The organism is Streptomyces sp. Ag109_O5-1, from assembly GCF_003814875.1.
Lineage (GTDB): Bacteria > Actinomycetota > Actinomycetes > Streptomycetales > Streptomycetaceae > Streptomyces > Streptomyces sasae.
Map to the genome: position 1 here is coordinate 4102034 of NZ_RKQF01000001.1, position 23380 is coordinate 4125413.

Here is a 23380-nt window from a genome sequence, read left to right on the forward strand (position 1 = left end):
GCGCTCCCCCACCCCCACCCACCCGGCAGCACGAACCGGCGCTCGCCCGAGTGGCAGCCCTCCAAACCCGGTCATAGCGTGGCCGCATGATCGAGCTGGAGGGACTGACCAAGCGGTACGGCGACAAGACGGCGGTCGACGATCTCACCTTCACCGTGCGGCCCGGCATCGTGACCGGGTTCCTCGGGCCCAACGGGGCCGGGAAGTCCACGACCATGCGGATGATCCTCGGGCTCGACCACCCCACGGCCGGCCAGGTGCGGATCGACGGCAAGCGGTACCAGCAGCTGAAGGACCCCCTGACGTACATCGGGGCGCTGCTCGACGCGAAGGCCATGCACGGTGGGCGGAGTGCCTTCAACCATCTGCTGTGTCTCGCGCAGAGCAACGGGATTCCGCGGCGGCGCGTGGGCGAGGTGCTGGACACCGTGGGGCTCTCGGCCGTGGCGCGGAAGAAGGCCAAGGGGTTCTCGCTGGGGATGGGGCAGCGGCTCGGGATCGCCGGGGCGCTGCTGGGTGATCCGCGGATCCTGATGTTCGACGAGCCGGTGAACGGGCTCGACCCGGAAGGGATCCACTGGATCCGGACCCTGATGAAATCGCTTGCCGCGCAGGGGCGGACCGTGTTCGTCTCGTCCCACCTGATGAGCGAGATGGCGCTGACCGCCGAGCACCTCGTCGTCATCGGACAGGGGCGGCTGCTCGCCGACACCTCCATGGCGGACTTCATCCGGGCGAACTCACGGTCGTACGTCCGGGTCCGCTCCCCCCAGCGCGAGCGGCTGCTCGACGTGCTGCACGGGGCCGGGATCACCGTCGTCGAGACGGGGACCGGGGCGCTGGAGGTGGAGGGCGGGAAGGCCGAACCGATCGGGGAGCTGGCCGCGCAGAACGGGGTCGTGCTGCACGAGCTGAGCATCCAGCAGGCCTCGCTGGAGGAGGCGTTCATGCAACTGACGGCGGAGTCCGTGGAGTACCACGCGCATTCCGACTCGCCCCCGGTGCCGCAGGAGTGGGGCGCCGGCTGGGACAAGGGGGCTTGAGATGGCGGTCGTCGCGCAGGCCGTGCGATCCGAGTGGACCAAGATCCGGTCCGTCGCGTCCACGGTGTGGACGCTGTCCCTGTCCGTGGTGCTCACCGTGGCTCTCGGGACGCTGCTCTCCTGGCTGGCGAACCACCAGTTCGCGAACATGCCCGCGCGGGAGAGGCTCTCCTTCGACCCGACCAACATCAGCTTCGCCGGGATGACCCTCGGCCAGCTGGCGATGATCGTGTTCGGGGTGCTGGTCGTGTCGAACGAGTACAGCACCGGGATGATCAGGACCTCGCTGGCCGCGGTGCCGCAGCGGGCCACCTTCCTGTTCAGCAAGATCGGGGTAGCGACGGGGCTCGCACTGGCCGTCGGCATGGTGACCAGCTTCACCGCCTTCTTCCTCGGGCAGGCGATGCTCGGCTCCCACCGGGCCCACCTGGGCGACACCGGGGTGCTGCGCGCGGTCATCGGCGGCGGGCTGTACATGACGCTCATCGCGATGTTCTCCATGGGCGTGGCCGCGATGCTGCGCTCGCCGATGCTGTCGATGGGCATCCTGATGCCGTTCTTCTTCCTGATCTCCAACATCCTCGGCAACGTCGACGCGACGAAGAAGATCGGCCGGTTCCTGCCCGACCAGGCGGGCGGCCACATCATGCAGGTGGTGCCGAGAGCCGGCGACGACGTCCCCTACGGGCCCTGGGGCGGGCTCGGGATCATGGGGCTGTGGGTGGTCGCCGCACTGGCCGGCGGGTACGTCCTGCTGAAGAAAAGGGACGCCCAATGACTTGATCGGTACCGACCGTCTTTGCCAGCTCTTGATGGGAACCGTCAGCGCCCGGATATCCTCCTAACCCTTACGGGGGCGTCTGCCCTGCTGTCCTGATCCTTTCGATGGGTGCGGAGCATGATCGAGGCTGTCGGCCTGACCAAGCGCTACGGCGACAAGACCGCCGTGTACAACCTTTCCTTCCAGGTGCGTCCCGGGGCCGTCACCGGCTTCCTCGGGCCCAACGGCTCGGGCAAGTCGACGACCATGCGGATGATCCTGGGTCTGGACAACCCCACCGCCGGCTCGGTCACCATCGGCGGCTATCCGTACCGCAAGCTGCCCAACGCCGCCCGCCAAGTCGGCGCGCTGCTCGACGCCAAGGCGGTGCACGGCGGCCGCAGCGCCCGCAACCACCTGCTCAGCCTGGCCCAGCTGTCCGCCATCCCGGCCCGACGGGTGGACGAGGTGCTCGGGGTCGTGGGGCTGCAGGACGTGGCCGGCAAGCGCTCCAAGGGCTTCTCGCTCGGCATGGGCCAGCGCCTCGGCATCGCCGCCGCGCTCCTCGGCGACCCCCAGGTGCTGCTCTTCGACGAGCCGGTCAACGGCCTCGACCCCGAGGGCATCCTCTGGGTGCGCAACCTGATGAAGTCGCTCGCGGCCGAGGGCCGTACCGTCTTCGTCTCCTCCCATCTGATGAGCGAGATGGCGTTGACCGCCGACCACCTCATCGTCATCGGGCGGGGCCAGCTGCTCTCCGACATGAGTGTGACGGACTTCATCTCGGCCAACTCCGCCGACTTCGCGAGAGTCCGCACCCCGGACACCGAGCCCCAGCAGCGCGAGAAGCTCAGCTCGGCGCTGACCGAGGCGGGCGGCCATGTGCTGCCCGAGCAGGACGGCGCGCTGCGGGTGACCGGCCTGCCGCTGCCGCGGATCAGCGACCTCGCGCACGAGGCGGACGTACGGCTGTGGGAGCTGTCGCCGCACCAGGCCTCCCTCGAAGAGGCGTACATGCGGATGACGCAGGGCGCCGTGGACTACCGGTCCACCACCGACCAGAAGGCCGGGCTCCAGCAGCCGCTGCCGCCCGGGGCGCAGCCGCCGATGCCGGTGCCCGGACAGGGCCAGCCGGGCTGGTACGCCCCGCCGCCACCCCAGCAGGGCGGCGCCCCGTTCGCGAACCCGTACGGGGCACAGGGGGCGCCCGCGAGGCCGTACGGCGCTCCGCAGGGGCCGTACAACCCCTACGCGGCCCCGGCGCCCGCGCCCGCCCCGGCGCCCGCTGCCGAATCGTCACAGCCGGCCTCCGCGCCCGCCGCCGCCCCTGCCGCGCCCGCCTCCGCCCCCGCCGACCTGACCAAGCCCGAGGACGCCCGATGAGCACCCACCAGCCCCCGATGCCGCAGGCACCCCAGGCCGCGCCCGACTGGCAGGCGGCGCCCGGCGGTCCGTACCCCGGTTACACCTCGCCGATCCCGGTGGTGCGCACGAACCTCAGGCACGCGATCACCTCCGAGTGGACGAAGATCCGGTCAGTGCGCTCGACGATGTGGACGCTCGGCGTGTTCGTGCTGCTCGTCGTCGGCATCGGCCTGCTCGCCGCCGCGGTGGTCAGCGGCTCCTCCTCCGAGGACCTCGGCGGCCAGAACGCCCTGTCCCTGGGCTTCTTCGGACTGCTGCTCGGCTGCATCTGCATCATCACGCTGGGCGTGCTGACCACGGCCTCCGAGTACGGCACCGGCATGATCCGTACCACGATGGTGGCCTGCCCGTCCCGGGTGCGGGTGCTCGCCGCGAAGTCGATCGTCTTCTTCGCGGTCGCCTTCGTGATCACGCTCGCGACCAGCTCGTTCGTCGCCATGACCCAGGTGTCGATGCTGGGCCACAGCGCCCGGACGCCCACCGGCGGGGAATGGCTGAAGGCGACCGTCGGCGTCAGCCTCTACATCGCGCTGCTCGGGCTGCTCTCCCTGCTCGTCGGTTCCGTCATCCGGCACTCGGCGGGCGCCATCACCATCATGATCGGCGCGGTGCTCGCCCCGCTGGTGATCGCGCTGTTCATGTTCTCCTCGCAGCTGGAGAAGGTGCGCACGGCCCTGTTCGAGTACTCGATCCCGAACCAGATGAGCATCTTCTACTCCAACTCGCTCGGCGACGGCGGCCCTTCGGGCTGGGACCCGCTGTGGATCGTCCTGGGTGTGACGGCCGTCGCGTTCGCGGGCGCCTGCGCGCTGCTGGAGAAGCGGGACGTGTAGCCGTACGGCTCGTACGGCTCCCGGACAGCCGTACTGCTCTCAGAACTTCGGCGCGTTACGGGACCGCTGCACCCGCGTGGTGCGGCGGTCCTTCGCGTTCCAGCAGGCCTTGTGCCAGTGCCGGCGCTCGTCGACGCCCGAGTGCTCGGGCCAGGCCACCACATGCGGGACACCGGAGGCGATCACCTGGTCGCAGCCCGGGCAGCGGTACGTCTTGCCGACCGCGCTGGCGCCGGCCACATGCCGTACGCTCCACTCCTCGCCCTGCCAGCTCTCCGTGGACTGCCAGCCGCCGTAGCGATCCGCGCGGTCGTCCTCGGCGCTCCGGCCGGAGGAGGCCGCCGGGTTCGGGCCCTTGGGTCGGTTGCGACGCGGGGACACGGGACACCTCTCGGGGCTATACAGGAAGCACGGGCTGTGACCAGCCTACGACGCGCGTACGGGGGTACGCGTAGGGCACCAACCCGCACAAGTCCCCCTGCAGGGCGACCCATTCTCCAGACAATCCGCAAATCTCTTCGCCAGGCCGTGTCCTCGGCACGTGTCAGACGGTTATGCCGCGTGGGGGAGCTCCGGGTAGGAGCCAGGAAAGCAGGAAATGCGATGCACGTTGGAAGTTTTGTGCTGGCCGCCCAGTTCCCGGGCCAGGGCCAGGGGGAGGCCCTGCACCGGGCGGTGCGCACAGCGGAAGTGGCCGAGGAGGCCGGTCTGGACGCGGTCTGGCTGGCCGAGCACCACTTCGTGCCGTACGGCACGTGCCCGTCCGCGGTCACCCTGGCGGCGCTGCTGCTGGGCCGCACCAGCCGCCTCAGGGTCGGTACGGCGGTGAGCGTACTGCCCACGGTCCACCCGGTGGCGCTCGGCGAACAGGCCGCGCTGCTGCATGTGACCAGCGGCGGCCGCTTCACGCTCGGCGTGGGGCGGGGCGGGCCGTGGGTGGATCTGGAGGTGTTCGGGGCCGGACTGGAGGCATACGAACGGGGCTTCCCGGAATCACTCGATCTGCTGGTCCGCTGGCTGCGCGAACCGCGCGTGTCGGCCAGGGGTCCGCGCTTCTCGTTCCGTGAAGTGCCGGTCGTACCGCGCCCGTCGGAGGCGCTGACCGAGGTGCCGGGACCGGAGGTCGTGGTCGCGTGCACCTCACCGGCGAGCGTCCGGCTGGCCGCCGAGCGAGGGCTGCCGATGCTGCTCGGCATGCATGTCGGGGACGAGGAGAAGGCCGAGATGGTCGCCCTGTGGCGACAGCACGCGCGGGCGGCCGGGCGGCCCACGGAGGAGATCACGGGCGCCGCCCATGTCTCGGCCGGGGTCTGCCAGATCGCCGACCGGCGCACCGACGCCGTGGAGACCCTGACGAAGGCGATGCCCGGCTGGCTGAAGCAGGGGCTGGAGGCCCATGTGACGGTGGACGGCCGGATCCGCTCGATGCGCGACCCGCTCGCGTACACGGAACTGCTCTGCGGACTGCACCCGGTGGGTACCCCGCGGCTGTGTGTCGACCGGCTCGCCGCGACCTCCGAGCGGACCGGTATCTCCCGTTTCGCCCTGTTGACCGAGGGATCCGGAGACCTTGCGGCCACGGAGGAGAACGTACGACGGCTGGGTGCCGAGGTACTGCCGCACCTCCGGTGACCTCACACCTCCGCGGGGAGCTTGCCGCCCCAGTGACTGTGCACCTCCCGCGTGTGGAGCGGCAAGCAAGCGGCTCACTGCGTCAGCAGTACCGGAGCTCCGCGTCAGCAGTCCCGGAGCTCCGGGGACTGGTTCAGCAGCTGACTGCGCACCGAGGTGAAGCGGGCCAGCGTCTCGTCGACCGAGACGTCCAGCGGGAACACCGCAACCCGGTGGCAGTTCTGGAAGGCAAGCCGCACACCGAAGTGCCGCTGCAGGGCGCCGCGTATGGCGTCACTCGCGAGCGCACGCAGCAGCTGACCGCGTGCCTGCTCGTCCGGCGGGGGCGTCTGGTTGTCGGCGAAGTCTCCGCCGTCCACCTTCAGCTGGGCCACCAGGGAGCTGATCATCTCCCATGCGTAGGGCAGGGAGGTCCGGACGCAGTCGACGAATTCTGCTTCGTCGACCTCGCCTCGCTCGGCCTGTTCGAGTAGGGCCGGTGAGACGTCGAGCGACATGGGTACTCCTCTCGCACCCCCGAACAGCAGGGGTTGGCGGACAGATAAGGGAGTTCGCGATACCGAACACTCTGAGTACACACTTCGCGACCTCCCGTTTACTACGGTAGGCAACGGACGGTGACCCCACCAGGAGATTGCGTATATGCGCCGGTCCCTTTAGGCACACAATCGGCCAGTGTTGAACAGGGGTGTCCGGGAGACCCGCCAGAACCGGTCGCGGGGGCCGGGTAGCCGCGGGGTGATCAAGAAGTGTGGCCCGCAGGGCCTCGTTCGCGGGTGGTGGCGGGAGACAGGTGGGCGAATCGCGTGCAGGGCGGGGCGTCGAGTAGCGTTGCCGACCATGCGTCTCGTCATCGCCCGGTGCTCCGTCGACTACGCCGGCCGGCTCACCGCCCACCTTCCCTCCGCTCCCCGTCTGATCCTGGTCAAGGCGGACGGCAGCGTCTCCATCCACGCGGACGACCGGGCCTACAAGCCCCTCAACTGGATGTCGCCGCCGTGCACCCTCAAGGAGGGGGCCGGTGACGAGGAAGGCGTCTGGACCGTCATCAACAAGGCGGGCGAGAAGCTCATCATCACGATGGAGGAGATCCTCCACGACTCCTCGCACGAGCTGGGCGTCGACCCCGGCCTGATCAAGGACGGCGTGGAAGCGCATCTGCAGGAGCTGCTGGCCGACCGCATCGAGACCCTCGGCGACGGCTACACCCTCATCCGCCGCGAGTACATGACGGCGATCGGCCCGGTGGACATCCTCTGCCGCGACGCGGACGGCCAGACCGTCGCGGTCGAGATCAAGCGCCGGGGCGAGATCGACGGCGTGGAACAGCTCACCCGCTACCTGGAGTTGCTGAACCGCGACCCCCATCTGGCGCCGGTCCGCGGCATCTTCGCGGCCCAGGAGATCAAGCCGCAGGCTCGCGTCCTCGCCACGGACCGGGGCATCGGCTGCACGGTGCTGGACTACGACGCGCTGCGGGGCGTCGAGGACGACAAACTGCGGTTGTTCTGACCGCCGGTGGCCGGCGCGGCCACCGGCAGCCGGGGAAGCCGGTTGAGCGGTGCCGAGCAGGTGCCGGTGACCACGACGCCTCCCACCGGGCGGGAGGCGGACAAAACGGTCACGCCTTCCGGTCGGCCGGCAGACCGAGGGTGATCAACGCCGCGACCGCGGCGCCCGCCGCCATGGCCGGCGAGGTCGTCATGGCGGCACCGGAAGGACCGTCGCCGCCGGAGGCCAGGGCCAGGTAGCCGCTGCCGTAGGCGGCGACACCGATCACCTGGCCGAGCCGGTTGACGGTGGTCCAGCACACCGCTGGCGCCCACGGCGTGGGCGGCCGGCGCATGAGCCACGGCGAAGGCGAACAGCGTGCTGAACGCCAGGCCCACCCCGGCGCCGAACGGCCCGATCGACACCTCCATGCCGACGTTGATGCCACCGGAGCGGGTGCTGAGCGCGAGCCGCCCCGCCCCGCCCCTGCCGGGCTCCGACGGGCGCTGGGGCGGCTGACACCGGGCATGAGGTGAGGGCCGGTCTCCGCGGTGGGAGACCGGCCCTCGGCCGTGGCTCAGATGATCGTGCCCGAGCCGGCCGACGCGCTCTCGCTGCTGCCCTCCGAGGCCGCTGCCGAGCTGCTCGACGCAGCCGGGGCGCTGGATGCGGGGCCGCTGGCCGAGTTGGTCGTGCTGGGGGTGTCGGTCGGGGCCGATGACGAGGGCGACACGGAGTCGCTCGGCGACGGTGAGGACGACTTCGAAGGGCTCGCCGATGCCGACTTCGAATGCGACGGTGTCGGTGTCGGCGACTTCGACGGCGAGTGTGTCGTGCCGCCGCTCGACGACCCCTTCGTCCCGGTCGGCGTGTCCGAAGGCGTCGCGCCGCCCGTCGGAGATGTCGGGTCGTCCGAGGTGCCGAGCGTGCCGTCGGCGCCCGGGTCCGTCGGCCTGCTCGTCGCCGTGCCCGTGTCCGACGTGCCCGAGGACTGCTTGGGGTCCGCGCCCAGGCTGCCGTCGCCCGTGCCCTCGCTCGCCGAAGGGTTGACGCTCACGTTGTTGGACGGGTCGTCGGCGTTGTCGTGGGACGTCATGCCCAGCCCGACCACGGTGCCCAGGACGGCGGTGAGGAGGACGCCCGCGCCCACCGCCACCAGGTTGCGGCGGGCCATGCGGACCAGGCCGCCGCCGCTCTCGACCGGCGCCGGCTCCTCCGGGACCCGGCGGGTGACCACCGTGTCCGAGAACGGGGAGTGCACGGCCGGGAAGGGTGTCGTGACCCCTCCCGCCGGGGATACGGACTCCTCGTGGCGGGCGTCGGGTATCTCGTCGCCCGCCGTCGCGGCGATGGCGGGGAGCGCCTCGCCCGAGAGGTCGGCGACCAGCGCCAGCGCACGCCGGCCGGCCGTCGTACCCCGCTTGTCGGAGAGCGCCCCGCGCAGGCCGATCGAGGCCTCCAGCTCGGCCCGGGCCCGGTCCAGCTGGCCGCCGCAGAGCGCGAGTATCCCCAACTCGTGGTGGAAGTAGGCCTGTTCGCGGACCTCGGCGGCGAGCCGGGAGGCTTCGGCGCCGGCTCGCAGCGCGGCTTCCCAGGCGCCCCAGTGCAGCCCGGCCGCGAACGCGGGCGCGGCCGTACGGGCCAGTCGTACCGGTGTGGACTCCTCGTCCTCGGCCGGTGCCACGGTGGCGGGGACGAGGACGGCCAGCGCGGCGAGGAGCGCGTCGGCCTCGGCACAGACCCGCTCCGGGGTGACGGAGGGGTGGCCGGCCCACCAGGCGTAGTGCTGGGCGGCGGTGAGCGCCTGGGCCGCGGTGTCGTCGGCGTAGCCGGCGGCCTCCAGCTGCTGCAGGACGCCCGCGGCGAGCCGGTAGCGGGAGCCCACCGGGGAGACCAGTCCGCAGGCCGCCAGTTCGCCGAGGGCCGCGTCCGCGTGGGTGTCGCCGACGAGGGCGGGCAGATGGGCCTGGTGCGGGACCTCGCCGGCGAGGGCGACCGCGAAGCGCAGGGTGGCCCGGGCGGAGGCGCTGAGCCGGGCGGCGAGCAGCGGGGCGGGCGCGGCCGCCTCACCGAGGGACGGGAGCGGGACCTCGTCGGTGGCCTCGGCGTCGAAGGGCACGTCGAGCGGTGCATCGACCGGCAGCTCGGAGGCGAAGACGCCGAACTCGTCGACCGCGTCCGTGCTGGCGCGCAACTGGTCGCGCTGGCGGAGCAGTGCGCCCGCCTGCACGAACCGCAGCGGCAGGCCTTCGGACTCGAACCAGAGGTCGCCGGCCCAGTTGGCCTCCTCCTCGGTGAGCACCCGGCCGACCGCGCGCTCCAGGATGTCCACTCCCCCGGCCCGCTCCAGTCCGCTGAGGGGGACCTCCTCGACGGCGGAGTCGGCGGAGGGGGCCGGCACGTCCGGGGTGGCGCCGATGAGGAAGGCGCACTCGGGGGTGGCGTCGATCAGCTCGTCGAGCCCGGCGCCGCCGAACTCGATGTCGTCGAGGACGACGACCGCGCCGATGTCACGGATCAGTTCGAGGAGTTCGTCGTGTCCGGGCCGGTGGGCGGGCGCCTTGTAGACGGCGTGGAAGAGGTCGTGGAGCAGGTCTTCGGGGGTGCGGTGGAAGCCGTTGAGGCGGACCACACCGTCGGGGGCGAGGTCGGAGCAGTCGTCGGCGACCAGGTCGAGGAGTGCGGTGCGGCCGGAGCCCGAGGGGCCGGTGAGACGTACGGAGCGGCCGCGGGCGAGGAGTCGTACGAGATGCTCGCGGTCGTCCTGGCGCTCCAGGAGGTGCAGTTCGGGCTGGGCGGGGCCGGGCGGTACCGGCGGCCGGGCGGCGCGCTCGTGGTCGGTGCGCTCGGCGGCGGTGCGCTTCTCGGGTCTGGCGGGGCGTTCGGCCGGCGGGCAGGGTTCTATCTCGCTGCCGTCGACGGGGTTGACGGTCAGCAGGAAGTCACCGGTGACCAGCCGTGCCGTGCGAGCCGGTGCGCTCTGGCCGAAGTCGTTGGTGAGGGATTCCCTGGGCGGGCGCTGGCGCGGCGTGCTGCCGTCGCCGTCCTGGCCGTACCCCTCGGGTCCCGGGTTGATCGGGTCCATAGGTTCCTAGCCCCCCAAAAGCGTGGTGTGCCGTGAATTCGGGCCCCTCCCGGCCTGTTGCACACTGCGCTGTCGCTTCTGGTCCGGGCCCGCGCTCGAAGGGTGGTAAGGGCGGCGGGCGACCGAACCTTAAACCTTGGCACAGTATCTACGACAGTCCGGGGTGCCGCGCCGTCCGAGACATCACAGTCTCGTGAGGATTGCGCCTGACATGCGCATGTGCGCCGTCCGCCCGGGGCACCCCCTGCGTCACACCCTGGGCAGCGACTCCACCCCGATGCCCCCCTCGATCGCCAGGATCCGGTGCAGCCGGGTGGCCACCAGCAGGCGCTGCATCTGCGGCGGTACGTCGCGCAGCACCAGGCGGCGGCCGCAGCGGCCGGCCCGCCGGTGGGCCCCCATGATCACCCCGAGTCCGGTGGCATCCCAGGAGTCCAGCTCGGACAGGTCCAGCACCAGATCGCCGACTCCGTCGTCGACGGCCGTGTGCAGGACCGTACGGGCGTCCGCCGCGCTGCGGACGTCGAGGCGGCCCCCGACGACCAGCTCGGCGTGGTCGCCCCTGATGTACATATGCGCTCCCCGAGAGTGCGTGTCCTACTCCATGAAAGTGATGTCCGGTGATGCAACTTCTGACTGCATTCGACGGTCCGAGGTTGCCATCTGTAAGCGAACCGATACCGAATTCACCCCCAGGAGGGACACTCCTGGGGTTTGTACGTTTTCAGAGGTGGTTCAGTTCTGGTTCCGATGTGATTCGGAAGCGGTCAGAGGTGGTACGCACTGGTGTTTCAGTACGTGTAGAACCCCTGCCCGCTCTTGCGTCCGATGTCACCGGCGTCAACCATCCGGCGCATCAGCTCCGGTGGTGCGAACTTCTCGTCCTGCGACTCGGTGTAGATGTTGCTGGTGGCGTGCAGCAGGATGTCGACGCCGGTGAGGTCGGCCGTGGCCAGCGGGCCCATGGCGTGACCGAAGCCCAGCTTGCAGGCCAGGTCGATGTCCTCGGCGGTGGCGACGCCCGACTCGTACAGCTTGGTGGCCTCGACGACGAGCGCCGAGATCAGCCGGGTCGTCACGAAGCCGGCGACGTCCCGGTTGACGACGATGCAGGTCTTGCCGGTGGACTCGGCGAACTCCCGCGCGGTGGCGAGGGCTTCGTCGCTGGTCTTGTAGCCGCGGACGAGCTCGACGAGCTGCATCATCGGCACCGGCGAGAAGAAGTGGACGCCGACGACCCGCTCGGGGTGCTCGGTGGCCGCCGCGATCTTGGTGATCGGGATGGCGGAGGTGTTGGAGGCGAGCACGGCGTCCGGGCGCACGATCTTGTCGAGCGCGCGGAAGATCTCGTGCTTGACCTCCAGCTTCTCGAAGACCGCCTCGACCACGATGTCCGCGTCGGCGACGGCGTCCAGGTCGGTGGTCGTGGTGATGCGGGCCAGGGCGGTGTCGGCGTCGTGCGCCTCCAGCTTCCCCTTGCTCACGAACTTGTCGTACGAGGCATGGATACCGCCGATCGCACGGTCCAGTGCCTCGTCGGTGACGTCACGCAGGACCACGTCCCAGCCGGCCTGTGCGGCGACCTGGGCGATGCCGGAACCCATCAGGCCGGCACCGATGACGGCAAGCTTCCGTGCCACTCCGCTCCCCTTACACGCTGTTTAGGTATGGCTCTTGGGCGGACCCTAGCGCTCGTGAGGGGCCGGGAAACCCGGTAAGTAATGCGTGTCACGGTCTCAGGGGGTGAGACAACCGTCACGTCCCGTCAGACGGTCGCGGCGGCACCGGCCATTCCGCGTCTCGCACCGCGTAGTTGAGGACCTTCTCGCTCAACAGGTCCTCGATGTCGTCGAGAAGCACCAGTACCTCACGTGATACTTCGCGAGGATCGCCCCCCTTGACCATTTCGCGACCGATGACCGACATGACCGTACTGTGCACCCAGCCGAGCTGACCGGCGATCAGGTGCGGCATGGGGTCGTCGGCCGGGGCGCCGGTGTCCTCGCGCAGCGCGTCCTCCAGCTTGGCCTGAACCTCCTGCCCGATCGCCCACAGCCGGGAGCGCAGCGCGGGCGCGTTCTCGATGACGCGCATGAAGGCGGCGTATCCGGACATCAGGCCGACCCGGGGCGACACCGCCTCGACCTCCTCGCGCAGCTCCCGCAGGACGGCGGCGGCGGCCGACTCCCCCGCGTTCCGCCCGCGCACCCAGCGGGCCATCCGGTCGACCAGCCCGGCGGAACGGTCGAAGAAGAGGTCCTCCTTCGCCGGGAAGTAGTTGTAGACGGTGTTGACGGAGACGTCGGCGGCGTCGGCGATCTCCGCGACCGTCACGGCGTCGAAGCCACGCTCGACGAACAGGCCCGTGGCGACATCGGAGATGTACTGCCGGGTCTGCCGCTTCTTCCGCTCCCTGAGCCCTTCCGCCATGTGCGCATCCTAGCCTTCGCTGGGGTCGGATAAATTTTGGAGGCATTGCAAAATTTCAGGGACTCTGTTTTTCTGAGGGGCATGGCAGCAGCAGTCATCAGCGCGGCCGGACTGGCCCGTACCTTCCAGACCAAGCGCGGCCCGGTGGAGGCCGTGCGCGGGATCGACCTCACCGTCCGCGAGCGCGAGATCCTCGGCTTCCTCGGCCCGAACGGCGCCGGCAAGACGACCACCCTGCGGATGCTCACCACCCTGCTCGCGCCGACCGGGGGCACGGCCTCGGTCGCCGGCCACGACCTGGCGGCCGATCAGGTCGGGGTACGGCGCGCGTGCGGCTACGTGGCCCAGTCGGGCGGGGTCGACCCGAGCATCGGTGTGCGCGAGGAACTCGTCACCCAGGGCCGCCTCTACCGCCTGACCAGGGACCAGGCGGCCGCCCGGGCCCGGGAGCTGGCGCACGACCTGGGCTTCGCCGGGCTCCTCGACCGCAAGTGCGGCACGCTCTCCGGCGGCCAGCGCCGGCGCCTCGACATCGCGATGGCCCTCACCCACCGCCCGAAGGTGCTGTTCCTCGACGAGCCGACGACCGGCCTGGACCCCGGCAGCCGGGCCGACCTGTGGGATCTGGTCCGCCGGCTGCGCGACGAGCACGGCACGACCGTCTTCCTGACCACCCACTACCTGGACGAGGCCGACGCCCTCGCCGAGCGCCTGGTCGTCGTCGACCAGGGTGTGGTCGCGGCCGAGGGCACACCGAGCGCCCTGAAGCTCCGATACGGCGGCTCGATCGACGCGAGCCTCCAGGACACCTTCCTCGCCATCACCGGCCGCGGTCCCTCCCCGGCCGACGTGACACCCGTAGCCGTATAGGAATCCGGAAGAGATGCTGCTCCACGACACCGGCCTGATCTACGGCCGCTACCTCCGCCAGTCCCTGCGCTCCCGCTTCGCCCTGCTCTTCGGTGTGCTGATGCCGTTGCTGTACCTGCTGTTCTTCGGGCCACTGCTGACGCGCCTGCCGCTGGGCCCCCGCGGCTCCAGCTGGCAGGTCCTCGTCCCCGGGCTGCTGCTCCAGCTGTCCCTGTTCGGCGCCTCGTTCGCCGGATTCGCCATCATCCTCGAGAACGGCCAGGGCGTGGTGGAGCGGATGCGCGTGACGCCCGTCAGCCGTCTCGCACTGCTGCTGGGCCGGGTCCTGCGGGACGCCACCGTCTTCGTCTTCCAGGCCGTGCTGCTGGTGCTGGCCGCGGTGGCGATGGGGCTGCGCGCCCCGGCGCCCGGCATCCTGATCGGCTTCGCCTTCGTGGCCCTGCTGACCGTCGCGCTGGGTTCGCTGTCGTACGCGCTGGCCTTCAAGGTCCGCACGCCGCAGGAGTTCGGCCCGCTGATCAATGCCCTGACCATGCCGTCCATGCTCCTGTCCGGCCTGATGCTCCCGATGACCCTGGCCCCCGCCTGGCTGGACGTCCTCTCCCACCTCGTCCCGTTCCGCTACCTGGTGGACGCCGTCCGGGACGCCTACGCAGGCTCGTACACGAGCACGCACATGCTGTACGGCGTCCTCGTCGCCGTCGGCTTCGCGACACTCGCCGTGACAGTGGGCACACGCGTCTTCCGTACCGCCGGAGCGTAACTACGCTGGCCACATGGTCAATCTGACACGCATCTACACCAGGACCGGCGACCAGGGCAGCACCGCCCTCGGGGACATGAGCCGGGTCGCCAAGACCGATCTGCGGATCTCGGCGTACGCGGACGCCAACGAGGCGAACGCCGTGATCGGGACCGCGATCGCACTGGGCGGGCTGGACGAGGAGATCGTCAAGGTCCTCACCCGGGTGCAGAACGACCTCTTCGACGTCGGCGCGGACCTGTCCACACCCGTGGTGGAGAACCCGGAGTTCCCGCCCCTGCGTGTCGAGCAGTTCTACGTCGACAAGCTGGAGGCGGACTGCGACCGCTTCAACGAGCGGCTGGAGAAACTGCGTTCCTTCATCCTGCCGGGCGGTACCCCGGGCGCGGCCCTGCTCCACCAGGCCTGCACGGTCGTACGGCGGGCCGAGCGGTCGACCTGGGCCGCGCTGGAGGTGCACGGCGAGGTGATGAACCCGCTGACGGCGACCTATCTGAACCGGCTGTCGGATCTGCTCTTCATCCTCGCCCGCACCGCCAACAAGGACATCGGGGACGTGCTCTGGGTGCCGGGCGGGGAGCGCTGAGGCGCGGCGCTCCCCGCCCCGCCCCCTGCTCAGCGGTCCGTGTCGTCCTTGGCCGTGTCCTTGTCCGCCTGCGCGAGCGCGGATTCGGCGGCGGCCACTTTCTGCTGCATCTGCGAGTAGCCGGAGGGGGTGGCCGCGGCCTTGTCCGGCGACCCGGCGGTGTGGGCGCAGCCCGCGGTGAGTCCCGCGAGGACGGCGAGCGCGGCGGCCGCGAGCTTCGGGCGCATCAGCTCGCGCCCCCGTGGTTGCTCCGGCACCAGGTCTGCACATCGGCCAGATCCTGCTTCCGCTGCTCCAGCATCGGCACCAGGGACTTGCGGAAGGTGAGCCGGTCCTGGAGGTAGGTGGCGACCTCGGCATGGCCCGCCGCCTTCGCGTTGTCCAGCCGCTTCTGCAGCCGGGCGATCGAACCCCGGCGGTCCGCCCCGGCGTTCAGCCGCTGCAGCGCGCGGTCGATGCGCTGGTCGATCCTGGGCGCCCGCTTGCACAGGGCCTGCGCCCCGTCCCCGGTCGGGGGCGCCGTCGGCCCGGGCGTGCCGCCGGCCTCGGCCGCGCCGGTACCCGCGGCCAGCAGGGCCGCGGTGGCGAGCCCCACGAGCAGGGCGCGCCGCTGGTGTCGTGCGTACATCGCGTTCTCCGTTCCGCGGACGGCCCCGTCGTCCGTCCGACGCGACGGAGGCTAGGAACTGTCTTTGGGGAAACTCTGTGACCGGTTTGTCCGGGCTGTGGCGATCAACCAGTCCCGGTGCTCGGGCAGTTCGCCGCCGGCCCGGGGCAGCCGTACCTCGAAGCGGGCTCCGCCGCCGTCCGGACCGTCCGTGACCGTGACCCGTCCCTGGTGCAGCGCGGTCTGCTGGGCGACCAGCGTCAGACCGAGCCCCGAGCCCGAGCTGCCGGGTCCACGCCGGAACCGCTCGAAGATGCGGTCCCGTTCGGCGGCCGGCACTCCTGCTCCGCGGTCGTCGACGGTGATCACGGCCTGTCCGTCCGCGCTCCGCAGCCCGACCGTCACATCGGCCCGGCCGTCCGGGTCCCGGCCGTGGGCCAGCGCGTTGGCGAGCAGGTTGTCCAGGAGCAGCCGCAGTCCTGGTTCCCAGCCGTGGACCGTGAGCCCGGGCGCCGCGTCCACGGTGATCCGGTCGTCCGGGGCGCGCCGCCGGGCCTCGGCCGCCGCCGCGTCGGCGACGTCCGCCAGGTCCACGGTGCCCAGGGCTTCCACCTCGACCAGGTCGCCCCGTCCCAGCTCGCGCAGCATCACCAACAGGCCGAGCAGCCGGGCGTGTTCGTGGCGCAGGTCGGTGAGGACCTCCGTGCGGTCGGGCTCCGGGAGGTGGGGGTGTGCGGCGAGGATGTCGACGTTGGTGCCCATGCTCATCAGCGGGGTGCGCAGCTCGTGGGCGGCCGCCACCGAGAAGGAACGGGCGGTGTCCAGCGCCTCGGCGGTGCGGGCGGCCTGTTCGTCGTAGCGGGCGAGGGCCTTCTGGAGTGTGGCCGCCAGGTCGTCGACCTCGGTCACCCCGGTCGGCTCGTGGTGCAGTCGGGCGGTGCTGGTGCGCGGGTCGAGCCCCGCGGTGCGGCTGCGGAGCCGGCGCAGCGGACCGGTGGCGCCGGTGGCGATGCCCCAGGCGAGCAGGCCGGACAGGGGAGCGGCGAGCAGGGCGGTCACCAGGACCCGGCGTCGGACGAGCCGCAGCTGTGCCTGGTCCGCGGCGTTCGGTGCGAAGACCCACAGGGTGCCGGAGCCGCGGACGGTTGTGAGGGGCTCGGCCAGCGCGCGCCAGCTGGTCCCGCCGTCCCGGACCGTGACCGGGACGGCCGCCCGCCGGGCGGGCAGCGGGACCGAGACGTCCGGCTGGGGGCCGCCGCTGAAGGTGGCGTCCGGTCCGACGACCCGTACACCGACGTCCAGGGCCGCGCTGAACAGCTGACGCTCGCGAGTGTCGGCCGCCTTGGCCCGGCCGCCCGCGCTGGCCCGCAGCAGGGCGCGGGCGGCCGGGGCCACGGCCGTGGCGCGGGCGCGGAGATGGTCGTCCTCGGCCCGGTGCAGATCGTTGCCGACGAGGCGGAGCAGCAGCCAGCCGGAGGCGAGCACGAGCAGCGGCACGGTCACCCCGACCGCGAGCCCGATGCGGGTGGAGAGCCTCACGACGACGAGTCCCTCAGCACGAAGCCGACCCCGCGCACCGTGTGCACGAGCCGGGACCGCCCGTCCGCCTCCAGTTTGCGGCGCAGATAGCTGACGAACGTGTCGACGGCGTCGCTGCGGACGTCGAAGTCGTAGCCCCACACCCGGTCCAGCAGCTGGTCCCGGGTGAGGACGATCCCGGTGTTACGGGCGAGCACCGCCAGGAGTTCGAACTCACGCCGGGTCAGGTCGAGCGGCCGGCCGTCCCGTTCCGCGGTGCGGGCCGCCGGGTCGATCACCAGGCCGGCCACCCGCAGCACCTCCCGGCCGGTGGGCGGCCTACGGCGCAGCAGCGCCCGTAGCCGCAGCACCAGCTCCTGGAGGGCGAAGGGTTTGACGAGGTAGTCGTCGCCGCCCGCCTGGAGCCCGGCGATCCGGTCCGCGGTCTCGTCCAGCGCGGAGAGCATCAGCACGGGCAGGTCGAGGCCGTCGTCGCGGAGCCGGGTGCACACCTCGATGCCGCTCATGCCGGGCATCGACACATCGAGCACCAGCACGTCGGGCGGGGTGTCCCGGATCTCGGCGAGGGCCGCGGCCCCGCTGTCGGCCACCCGGACGGCGAAGCCGCTCAGCCTCAGTCCACGCTCCAGCGAGCGCCGGATGGCCGCGTCGTCGTCCACCACCAGCACGCCTCCGGGGCGTTCCCCCTCGCTCATGCCCGCCTCCCTCTCTCAGTGCCTGGTCAGCGTACGGCCCTCCGCCGGGCGGAGGGCAGCGGTCGTGGTCGGCCGCTCGGGCCGCCGTCGGCCCGCGCGGCGCGGCTGAGCACAAGCGGGCGGACCGGCAAGGGAGTTGGGGATCCGACACCACGTATACAGAGTGGTCCAGACCTATTGACCGGTGGTCCAGACCTTTCTATCCTCACGGCACTGTGGGTATGAGGCTCAGTCATGCCCACGTCACCCCCGATCGAGAGGGAGGCGCAGCATGCGCTTCAGACACAGAGCCGCGGCGGGGTTCGCGACCCTGTTGCTCCCCCTGGCCGGTCTGGTCGGCCTCGCGAGCCCGGCCCAGGCCGCGACGTCCGCCACCGCCACCTACACCAAGTCCTCGGACTGGGGTACCGGCTTCGGCGGCCAGTGGACCGTCAAGAACACCGGTACCACGTCGATCAGTTCATGGACCGTCGAGTGGGACTTCCCCTCCGGGACGTCGGTCACCTCCGCGTGGGACGCGGACGTCACCTCCTTGGGCACCCACTGGACCGCCAAGAACAAGTCCTACAACGGCACCATCGCCCCCGGCGCCTCCGTCTCCTTCGGCTTCAACGGCGCCGGCTCCGGATCACCGAGCAACTGCCTGATCAACGGCGCCAGTTGTGACGGCGGTACCACCGTCCCCGGCGACTCGGCCCCCTCCGCGCCCGGCACCCCGACCGCGTCCGGCATCACCGACACCTCGGTGAAGCTGAGCTGGGCCGCCGCCACCGACGACAACGGCGTCAAGAACTACGACGTCCTGCGCGACGGCAAGGTGGTCTCCACGGTGACCACCACCTCGTACACCGACACGGGTCTCACCGCCGGCACCGACTACTCGTACACCGTCCAGGCCCGCGACACCGCCAACCAGACGGGCCCGGTCAGCGGCGCGGTCGCGGTGCACACCACCGGCGGTACGACCACTCCCCCGACCACCGGCTCCAAGGTCAAGCTCGGCTACTTCACCGAGTGGGGCATCTACGGCCGTAACTACCAGGTCAAGAACCTGGTGACATCCGGCTCCGCGGCCAAGATCACGCACATCAACTACGCCTTCGGCAACGTGACCAACGGCCAGTGCGCGATCGGCGACGCCTACGCCGACTACCAGAAGACGTTCACCGCCGACCAGTCGGTCAGCGGGGTCGCGGACACCTGGGACCAGCCGCTGGCCGGCAACTTCAACCAGCTGCGCGAGCTGAAGGCCAAGTACCCGAACATCAAGATCCTGTGGTCCTTCGGCGGCTGGACCTGGTCCGGCGGCTTCGCCCAGGCGGCGGCCAACCCGACCGCGTTCGCCGACTCCTGCTACAACCTCGTCAAGGACTCCCGCTGGGCCGATGTCTTCGACGGCATCGACATCGACTGGGAGTACCCGAACGCCTGCGGGCTGAGCTGTGACACCAGCGGCTCGGCAGCCTTCAAGAACGTGATGGCCGCACTGCGCGCCAAGTTCGGCTCCTCCGCCCTGGTCACCGCCGCCACCACGGCGGACGGCTCCGCGGGCGGCAAGATCGACGCCACCGACTACGCGGGCGCCTCCCAGTACGTCAACTGGTACAACGTGATGTCGTACGACTTCTTCGGCGCCTGGGCCGGCACCGGGCCGACGGCACCGCACTCCCCGCTCACCTCGTACACGGGCATCCCGACCGCGGGCTTCGACACCGCCGACGCGATGGCCAAGTTCAAGGCGCAGGGCGTACCGGCGAGCAAGCTGCTGATCGGGATCGGGTTCTACGGCCGCGGCTGGACCGGGGTCACCCAGGACGCGCCCGGCGGGACGGCCACCGGACCGGCGGCGGGCACCTACGAGCAGGGCATCGAGGACTACAAGGTCCTCAAGACGTCCTGCCCGGCCACCGGCACGATCGCGGGCACGGCGTACGCACACTGCGGCAGCAACTGGTGGTCCTACGACACCCCGTCGACCATCGCCGGGAAGATGAGCTGGGCCAAGGCCCAGGGGCTCGGCGGTGCTTTCTTCTGGGAGTTCAGCGGCGACACGAGTGACGGCGAACTGGTGAGCGCCATCAACTCCGGGATGTCGTAAGCCCGACGGAAAAAAGCGTCCTAAGCGACGTTGACGCTCCCCCGGACTTCGTCCGGGGGGACCCCCACCCAGCGAGTGAATGCGGCTACGCCACATTCACTCGCTGTCCGGGCGGGGCTGCTTCCAGCCACGCGAGGAATCCGGTCAGCGCGTCTTCGCTCATCGCGAGTTCGAGGCGGGTGCCCCGATGGGTACAGGCGAGGATCACGGCGTCGGAGAGCAGCGCCAGTTCCTCCTCGCCGTCGGGCAGCCGGCGGCCGGCCACCTCGATCTGGGCCCGCTCCAGGACCCGGCGGGGACGGTAGGCATAGGAGAAGACGCGGTACCACTCGACGCTGTCGCCGTTGTAGCGGGCGACGCCGTAGCTCCAGCCTTTTCCGCTGGCGTCCGGTTTCTCGGGGACGTCCCAGCGCAGCGAACAGTCGAAGGTGCCGCCGGAGCGCTGGATCAGTCTGCGGCGCAGGCCGAACAGGAACAGCCCCACCACCACGAGCGCGACCACGATTCCACACACAGTCAGAGCGAGGACCATCGGCACCGACCTCCTCGTCTCCTAGGTAATGGAACGTAAAAAAGACCCGGATCTACTTCAGCCGCGGCTGGGACCCAAGGTCCCAGCCGCGGCTGAATGACGTCATCGCACAGCGTGCAGTGTCAGCGTGCTGTCGCCGCCCGCAGGCGGACGTCGGCGCGCCGCTCGGCGGTGGCGTCGCCCTCCGCCTTCGCACGCTCCAGCTCCCGCTCCACGCGCTGGACGTCGATCTCGTCCGACAGCTCGGCGATCTCGGCCAGCAGCGACAGCTTGTTGTCCGCGAACGAGATGAAACCGCCGTGCACCGCGGCGACGACCGTTCCACCTTCACTCGTACGGATGGTCACCGGGCCCGACTCCAGCACACCGAGCAGCGGCTGGTGACCGGGCATGACGCCGATGTCGCCGGACGTGGTGCGCGCGACGACCAGGGTGGCCTCGCCGGACCAGACCTCTCGGTCGGCCGCGACCAGCGCGACGTGCAGCTCAGCAGCCAAGGTGGCTCCTCGGGTCACCACCCGGCAGTGGCGCCGGGTGTTGGGGTCAATTCTAGTAGGCGTGAGTGAGGGGGCGGGACGCGCCCGCCCCCTCACCCGAACTCGTACCGGGTCATGAAGTCATGACCGGGTTCAGGAGACGCCCAGCTCCTTGGCGTTGGCCTTCAGGTCCTCGATGCCACCGCACAGGAAGAACGCCTGCTCCGGGAAGTGGTCGTACTCGCCGTCGATGATCGCGTTGAAGGCCGCGATCGACTCGTCCAGCGGGACGTCCGAACCGTCGACGCCGGTGAACTGCTTGGCGACGTGGGTGTTCTGGGACAGGAAGCGCTCCACGCGACGGGCACGGTGGACGGTGAGCTTGTCCTCCTCGCCCAGCTCGTCGATACCGAGGATCGCGATGATGTCCTGGAGGTCCTTGTACTTCTGGAGGACCGTCTTCACGCGCATAGCGGTGTTGTAGTGGTCCGCCGCGATGTAGCGCGGGTCCAGGATCCGGGACGTGGAGTCCAGCGGGTCCACGGCCGGGTAGATGCCCTTCTCGGAGATCGGACGGGACAGCACCGTCGTCGCGTCGAGGTGGGCGAAGGTGGTGGCCGGGGCCGGGTCGGTCAGGTCGTCCGCGGGGACGTAGATCGCCTGCATCGAGGTGATCGAGTGACCACGGGTCGAGGTGATGCGCTCCTGGAGGAGACCCATCTCGTCGGCCAGGTTCGGCTGGTAGCCCACCGCGGAGGGCATGCGGCCGAGCAGGGTCGAGACCTCGGAACCGGCCTGCGTGAAGCGGAAGATGTTGTCGATGAAGAACAGCACGTCCTGCTTCTGGACGTCACGGAAGTACTCGGCCATGGTGAGGCCGGCCAGCGCGACGCGCAGACGGGTGCCCGGGGGCTCGTCCATCTGGCCGAAGACCAGGGCGGTCTTGTCGATGACGCCCGAGTCGGCCATTTCCTCGATGAGGTCGTTGCCCTCACGGGTGCGCTCACCGACACCGGCGAACACGGAGACACCGTCGTGGTTGTTGGCGACGCGGTAGATCATCTCCTGGATGAGCACCGTCTTGCCGACGCCGGCACCGCCGAACAGACCGATCTTTCCACCCTTGACGTACGGGGTGAGAAGGTCGATGACCTTGACGCCGGTCTCGAACATCTCGGTCTTCGACTCGAGCTCGTCGAAGTTCGGGGCCTTGCGGTGGATGGACCAGCGCTCGCCCTCGTACTGCTCGTCGACGTTCAGCACGTCACCGAGGGTGTTGAACACCTTGCCCTTGGTGAAGTCGCCGACCGGGACGGTGATGCCGTCGCCGGTGTCGGTGACCGGGGCCTGGCGGACCAGACCGTCGGTGGGCTGCATGGAGATGGTGCGGACCAGGCCGTCACCCAGATGCTGGGCGACCTCCAGGGTCAGCGTCTTCTTCTCGCCGGCGTTGGCCGGGTCGGCCACCTCGACGTGAAGGGCGTTGTAGATCTCCGGCATCGCGTCGACGGGGAACTCCACGTCGACGACCGGGCCGATGACCCGGGCGACGCGGCCCGTGGCCGTCGCGGTCTCAACAGTGGTCATTTATCGGTCACTCCCCGCGGTCGCGTCGGCCAGGGCGCTGGCGCCACCGACGATCTCGCTGATTTCCTGGGTGATTTCGGCCTGGCGGGCCGCGTTGGCAAGACGGGAGAGCGTGTTGATCAGCTCGCCCGCGTTGTCGGTGGCCGACTTCATCGCGCGCCGCGTGGCGGCGTGCTTCGAAGCCGCCGACTGGAGCAGCGCGTTGTAGATGCGGCTCTCCACGTAGCGCGGCAGCAGGGCGTCGAGGACGTCCTCCGCCGAGGGCTCGAAGTCGTACAGCGGGAGGATCTCGCCCTTGGGGGCGCTCTCCTCCGCGACCTCTTCGAGGCGCAGCGGCAGCAGCCGGGCGTCGAGCGCCGTCTGCGTCATCATCGACACGAACTCGGTGTAGACGATGTGGAGTTCATCCACGCCGCCGTTCGCCGTCTCCGTCTCGATGGCCTCGATCAGCGGCGCCGCGACCTTCTTGGCGTCCGCGTACGAGGGCTCGTCGGTGAAGCCCGACCACGACTCCACGACCTTGCGCTCGCGGAAGTTGTAGTGGGCCAGACCGCGGCGGCCGACGATGTAGGTGTCGACCTCCTTGCCCTCCGCCTCGAGGCGCGCCGTCAGCTGCTCGGCGGCCTTGATCGCGTTGGAGTTGAAGGCGCCGGCCAGACCGCGGTCGCTCGTGAGGAGCAGCACCGCGGAACGGGTCGGCGTCTCCGCCTCGGTGGTCAGCGGGTGCTTGGTGTTCGAGCCGGTACCGACCGCCGTGACCGCGCGGGTGAGCTCGGTCGCGTACGGCGCGGAGGCCCGCACCTTGCGGTGCGCCTTGACGACACGCGAGGCGGCGATCATCTCCATCGCCTTGGTGATCTTCTTGGTCGCGGTGACGGATCGGATGCGACGCTTGTAGACCCGGAGCTGGGCTCCCATGAGTCAGGTC

Annotated in this window: 26 protein-coding genes; 11 read left to right on the top strand and 15 right to left on the bottom strand. The window is 70.5% G+C overall.

The genetic code is table 11. From position 1 onward, the window contains the following. Nucleotides 1-86: 86 nt before the first annotated feature. The 4 genes from EDD90_RS18520 (at nucleotide 87) to EDD90_RS18535 (ending at nucleotide 4061) form a co-directional block, all read left to right on the top strand. Nucleotides 87-1043, top strand: coding sequence for an ABC transporter ATP-binding protein (locus tag EDD90_RS18520; RefSeq protein ID WP_123974087.1), 957 nt, complete (start codon nucleotides 87-89; stop codon nucleotides 1041-1043). 1 nt (nucleotide 1044) lies between these two features. Then, nucleotides 1045-1821 carry an ABC transporter permease gene (locus EDD90_RS18525; protein WP_123974088.1) on the top strand — a complete coding sequence of 259 codons (777 nt, stop codon included), beginning with the start codon at nucleotides 1045-1047 and terminating at the stop codon, nucleotides 1819-1821. Nucleotides 1822-1941: 120 nt separating this feature from the next. Further along, complete coding sequence (locus EDD90_RS18530; RefSeq protein ID WP_123974089.1) at nucleotides 1942-3186, top strand: ABC transporter ATP-binding protein; 1245 nt, start codon at nucleotides 1942-1944, stop codon at nucleotides 3184-3186. Next, nucleotides 3183-4061, top strand: coding sequence for an ABC transporter permease (locus EDD90_RS18535; protein ID WP_123974090.1), 879 nt, complete (start codon nucleotides 3183-3185; stop codon nucleotides 4059-4061). Before EDD90_RS18530 ends, EDD90_RS18535 begins: the two co-directional genes overlap by 4 nt. 39 nt (nucleotides 4062-4100) lie before the next feature. Here the strand turns inward: EDD90_RS18535 and EDD90_RS18540 are convergent, their stop codons facing one another. Next, nucleotides 4101-4442, bottom strand: coding sequence for an ATP/GTP-binding protein (locus tag EDD90_RS18540; protein ID WP_123974091.1), 342 nt, complete (start codon nucleotides 4440-4442; stop codon nucleotides 4101-4103). Between the two features lie 222 nt (nucleotides 4443-4664). Here EDD90_RS18540 and EDD90_RS18545 point away from each other — a divergent pair, with 222 nt between their 5' ends. Continuing rightward, nucleotides 4665-5693 (top strand): LLM class flavin-dependent oxidoreductase, encoded by a 1029-nt coding sequence (locus tag EDD90_RS18545; RefSeq protein WP_123974092.1) that lies wholly within the window; start codon nucleotides 4665-4667, stop codon nucleotides 5691-5693. A 104-nt stretch (nucleotides 5694-5797) separates the two neighbouring features. On the opposite strand, the gene EDD90_RS18550 is transcribed toward EDD90_RS18545, so the two are convergent. Continuing rightward, nucleotides 5798-6190 carry an SCO5389 family protein gene (locus tag EDD90_RS18550; protein WP_123974093.1) on the bottom strand — a complete coding sequence of 131 codons (393 nt, stop codon included), beginning with the start codon at nucleotides 6188-6190 and terminating at the stop codon, nucleotides 5798-5800. 343 nt (nucleotides 6191-6533) lie between these two features. Between EDD90_RS18550 and nucS the strand changes: the two genes are divergently transcribed. Continuing rightward, nucleotides 6534-7205, top strand: coding sequence for an endonuclease NucS (nucS, locus tag EDD90_RS18555; protein ID WP_123974094.1), 672 nt, complete (start codon nucleotides 6534-6536; stop codon nucleotides 7203-7205). A 109-nt stretch (nucleotides 7206-7314) separates the two neighbouring features. Here nucS and EDD90_RS18560 read toward each other — a convergent pair whose 3' ends face one another. Further along, on the bottom strand, nucleotides 7315-7539 hold the full coding sequence (locus EDD90_RS18560; RefSeq protein WP_123974095.1) for a hypothetical protein: 225 nt from the start codon (nucleotides 7537-7539) through the stop codon (nucleotides 7315-7317). Between the two features lie 23 nt (nucleotides 7540-7562). On the opposite strand from EDD90_RS18560, the gene EDD90_RS55510 reads away from it, so the two are divergent. Beyond that, the gene (locus EDD90_RS55510; protein WP_185149143.1) at nucleotides 7563-7703 is read left to right on the top strand and encodes a hypothetical protein; all 141 of its coding nucleotides are present in this window, start codon (nucleotides 7563-7565) and stop codon (nucleotides 7701-7703) included. A gap of 58 nt (nucleotides 7704-7761) precedes the next feature. Here EDD90_RS55510 and EDD90_RS18565 read toward each other — a convergent pair whose 3' ends face one another. From EDD90_RS18565 to EDD90_RS18580, 4 genes are all read right to left on the bottom strand, one after another. Beyond that, nucleotides 7762-10269 (bottom strand): ATP-binding protein, encoded by a 2508-nt coding sequence (locus tag EDD90_RS18565; protein ID WP_123974096.1) that lies wholly within the window; start codon nucleotides 10267-10269, stop codon nucleotides 7762-7764. Nucleotides 10270-10518: 249 nt separating this feature from the next. Continuing rightward, nucleotides 10519-10842, bottom strand: a complete 324-nt coding sequence (locus tag EDD90_RS18570) for an STAS domain-containing protein (protein ID WP_123974097.1) — start codon at nucleotides 10840-10842, stop codon at nucleotides 10519-10521. 218 nt (nucleotides 10843-11060) lie between these two features. Beyond that, a complete protein-coding gene (locus EDD90_RS18575) occupies nucleotides 11061-11909 on the bottom strand; it encodes a 3-hydroxyacyl-CoA dehydrogenase family protein (RefSeq protein ID WP_123974098.1) in 849 nt (282 codons plus the stop codon). Between the two features lie 115 nt (nucleotides 11910-12024). After that, the gene (locus tag EDD90_RS18580) at nucleotides 12025-12699 is read right to left on the bottom strand and encodes a TetR/AcrR family transcriptional regulator (RefSeq protein WP_123974099.1); all 675 of its coding nucleotides are present in this window, start codon (nucleotides 12697-12699) and stop codon (nucleotides 12025-12027) included. Nucleotides 12700-12780: 81 nt separating this feature from the next. Between EDD90_RS18580 and EDD90_RS18585 the strand changes: the two genes are divergently transcribed. From EDD90_RS18585 to EDD90_RS18595, 3 genes are read left to right on the top strand one after another with little or no spacing between them, the layout of a single operon-like run. Beyond that, a complete protein-coding gene (locus tag EDD90_RS18585) occupies nucleotides 12781-13569 on the top strand; it encodes an ABC transporter ATP-binding protein (RefSeq protein WP_123974100.1) in 789 nt (262 codons plus the stop codon). 13 nt (nucleotides 13570-13582) lie between these two features. Next, nucleotides 13583-14332, top strand: a complete 750-nt coding sequence (locus EDD90_RS18590; RefSeq protein ID WP_123974101.1) for an ABC transporter permease — start codon at nucleotides 13583-13585, stop codon at nucleotides 14330-14332. A gap of 13 nt (nucleotides 14333-14345) precedes the next feature. Continuing rightward, nucleotides 14346-14918: a cob(I)yrinic acid a,c-diamide adenosyltransferase gene (locus tag EDD90_RS18595; protein WP_123974102.1), complete on the top strand. Its 573-nt coding sequence runs from the start codon at nucleotides 14346-14348 to the stop codon at nucleotides 14916-14918. 29 nt (nucleotides 14919-14947) lie between these two features. Here the strand turns inward: EDD90_RS18595 and EDD90_RS18600 are convergent, their stop codons facing one another. From EDD90_RS18600 to EDD90_RS18615, 4 genes are read right to left on the bottom strand one after another with little or no spacing between them, the layout of a single operon-like run. Further along, nucleotides 14948-15145, bottom strand: a complete 198-nt coding sequence (locus EDD90_RS18600) for a hypothetical protein (protein ID WP_123974103.1) — start codon at nucleotides 15143-15145, stop codon at nucleotides 14948-14950. Continuing rightward, entirely contained in the window at nucleotides 15145-15546 is a 402-nt protein-coding gene (locus EDD90_RS18605; protein WP_123974104.1) for a hypothetical protein, read from the bottom strand. Before EDD90_RS18605 ends, EDD90_RS18600 begins: the two co-directional genes overlap by 1 nt. Before the next feature lie 51 nt (nucleotides 15547-15597). Further along, nucleotides 15598-17064 carry a HAMP domain-containing sensor histidine kinase gene (locus EDD90_RS18610; protein WP_123974105.1) on the bottom strand — a complete coding sequence of 489 codons (1467 nt, stop codon included), beginning with the start codon at nucleotides 17062-17064 and terminating at the stop codon, nucleotides 15598-15600. Then, a complete protein-coding gene (locus EDD90_RS18615) occupies nucleotides 17061-17759 on the bottom strand; it encodes a response regulator transcription factor (RefSeq protein WP_123974106.1) in 699 nt (232 codons plus the stop codon). Before EDD90_RS18615 ends, EDD90_RS18610 begins: the two co-directional genes overlap by 4 nt. Before the next feature lie 271 nt (nucleotides 17760-18030). Between EDD90_RS18615 and EDD90_RS18620 the strand changes: the two genes are divergently transcribed. Next, the gene (locus EDD90_RS18620) at nucleotides 18031-19857 is read left to right on the top strand and encodes a glycoside hydrolase family 18 chitinase (RefSeq protein ID WP_123974107.1); all 1827 of its coding nucleotides are present in this window, start codon (nucleotides 18031-18033) and stop codon (nucleotides 19855-19857) included. Between the two features lie 85 nt (nucleotides 19858-19942). On the opposite strand, the gene EDD90_RS18625 is transcribed toward EDD90_RS18620, so the two are convergent. From EDD90_RS18625 to EDD90_RS18640, 4 genes are all read right to left on the bottom strand, one after another. Then, nucleotides 19943-20389, bottom strand: a complete 447-nt coding sequence (locus tag EDD90_RS18625) for a DUF2550 domain-containing protein (RefSeq protein ID WP_123974108.1) — start codon at nucleotides 20387-20389, stop codon at nucleotides 19943-19945. Nucleotides 20390-20511: 122 nt separating this feature from the next. Continuing rightward, nucleotides 20512-20886, bottom strand: a complete 375-nt coding sequence (locus EDD90_RS18630; protein WP_123974109.1) for a F0F1 ATP synthase subunit epsilon — start codon at nucleotides 20884-20886, stop codon at nucleotides 20512-20514. 132 nt (nucleotides 20887-21018) lie between these two features. Continuing rightward, a complete protein-coding gene (gene atpD, locus EDD90_RS18635; protein ID WP_123974110.1) occupies nucleotides 21019-22452 on the bottom strand; it encodes a F0F1 ATP synthase subunit beta in 1434 nt (477 codons plus the stop codon). Continuing rightward, the gene (locus EDD90_RS18640; RefSeq protein WP_123974111.1) at nucleotides 22453-23370 is read right to left on the bottom strand and encodes a F0F1 ATP synthase subunit gamma; all 918 of its coding nucleotides are present in this window, start codon (nucleotides 23368-23370) and stop codon (nucleotides 22453-22455) included. It abuts the gene before it with no gap. Between the last annotated feature and the right edge of the window lie 10 nt (nucleotides 23371-23380).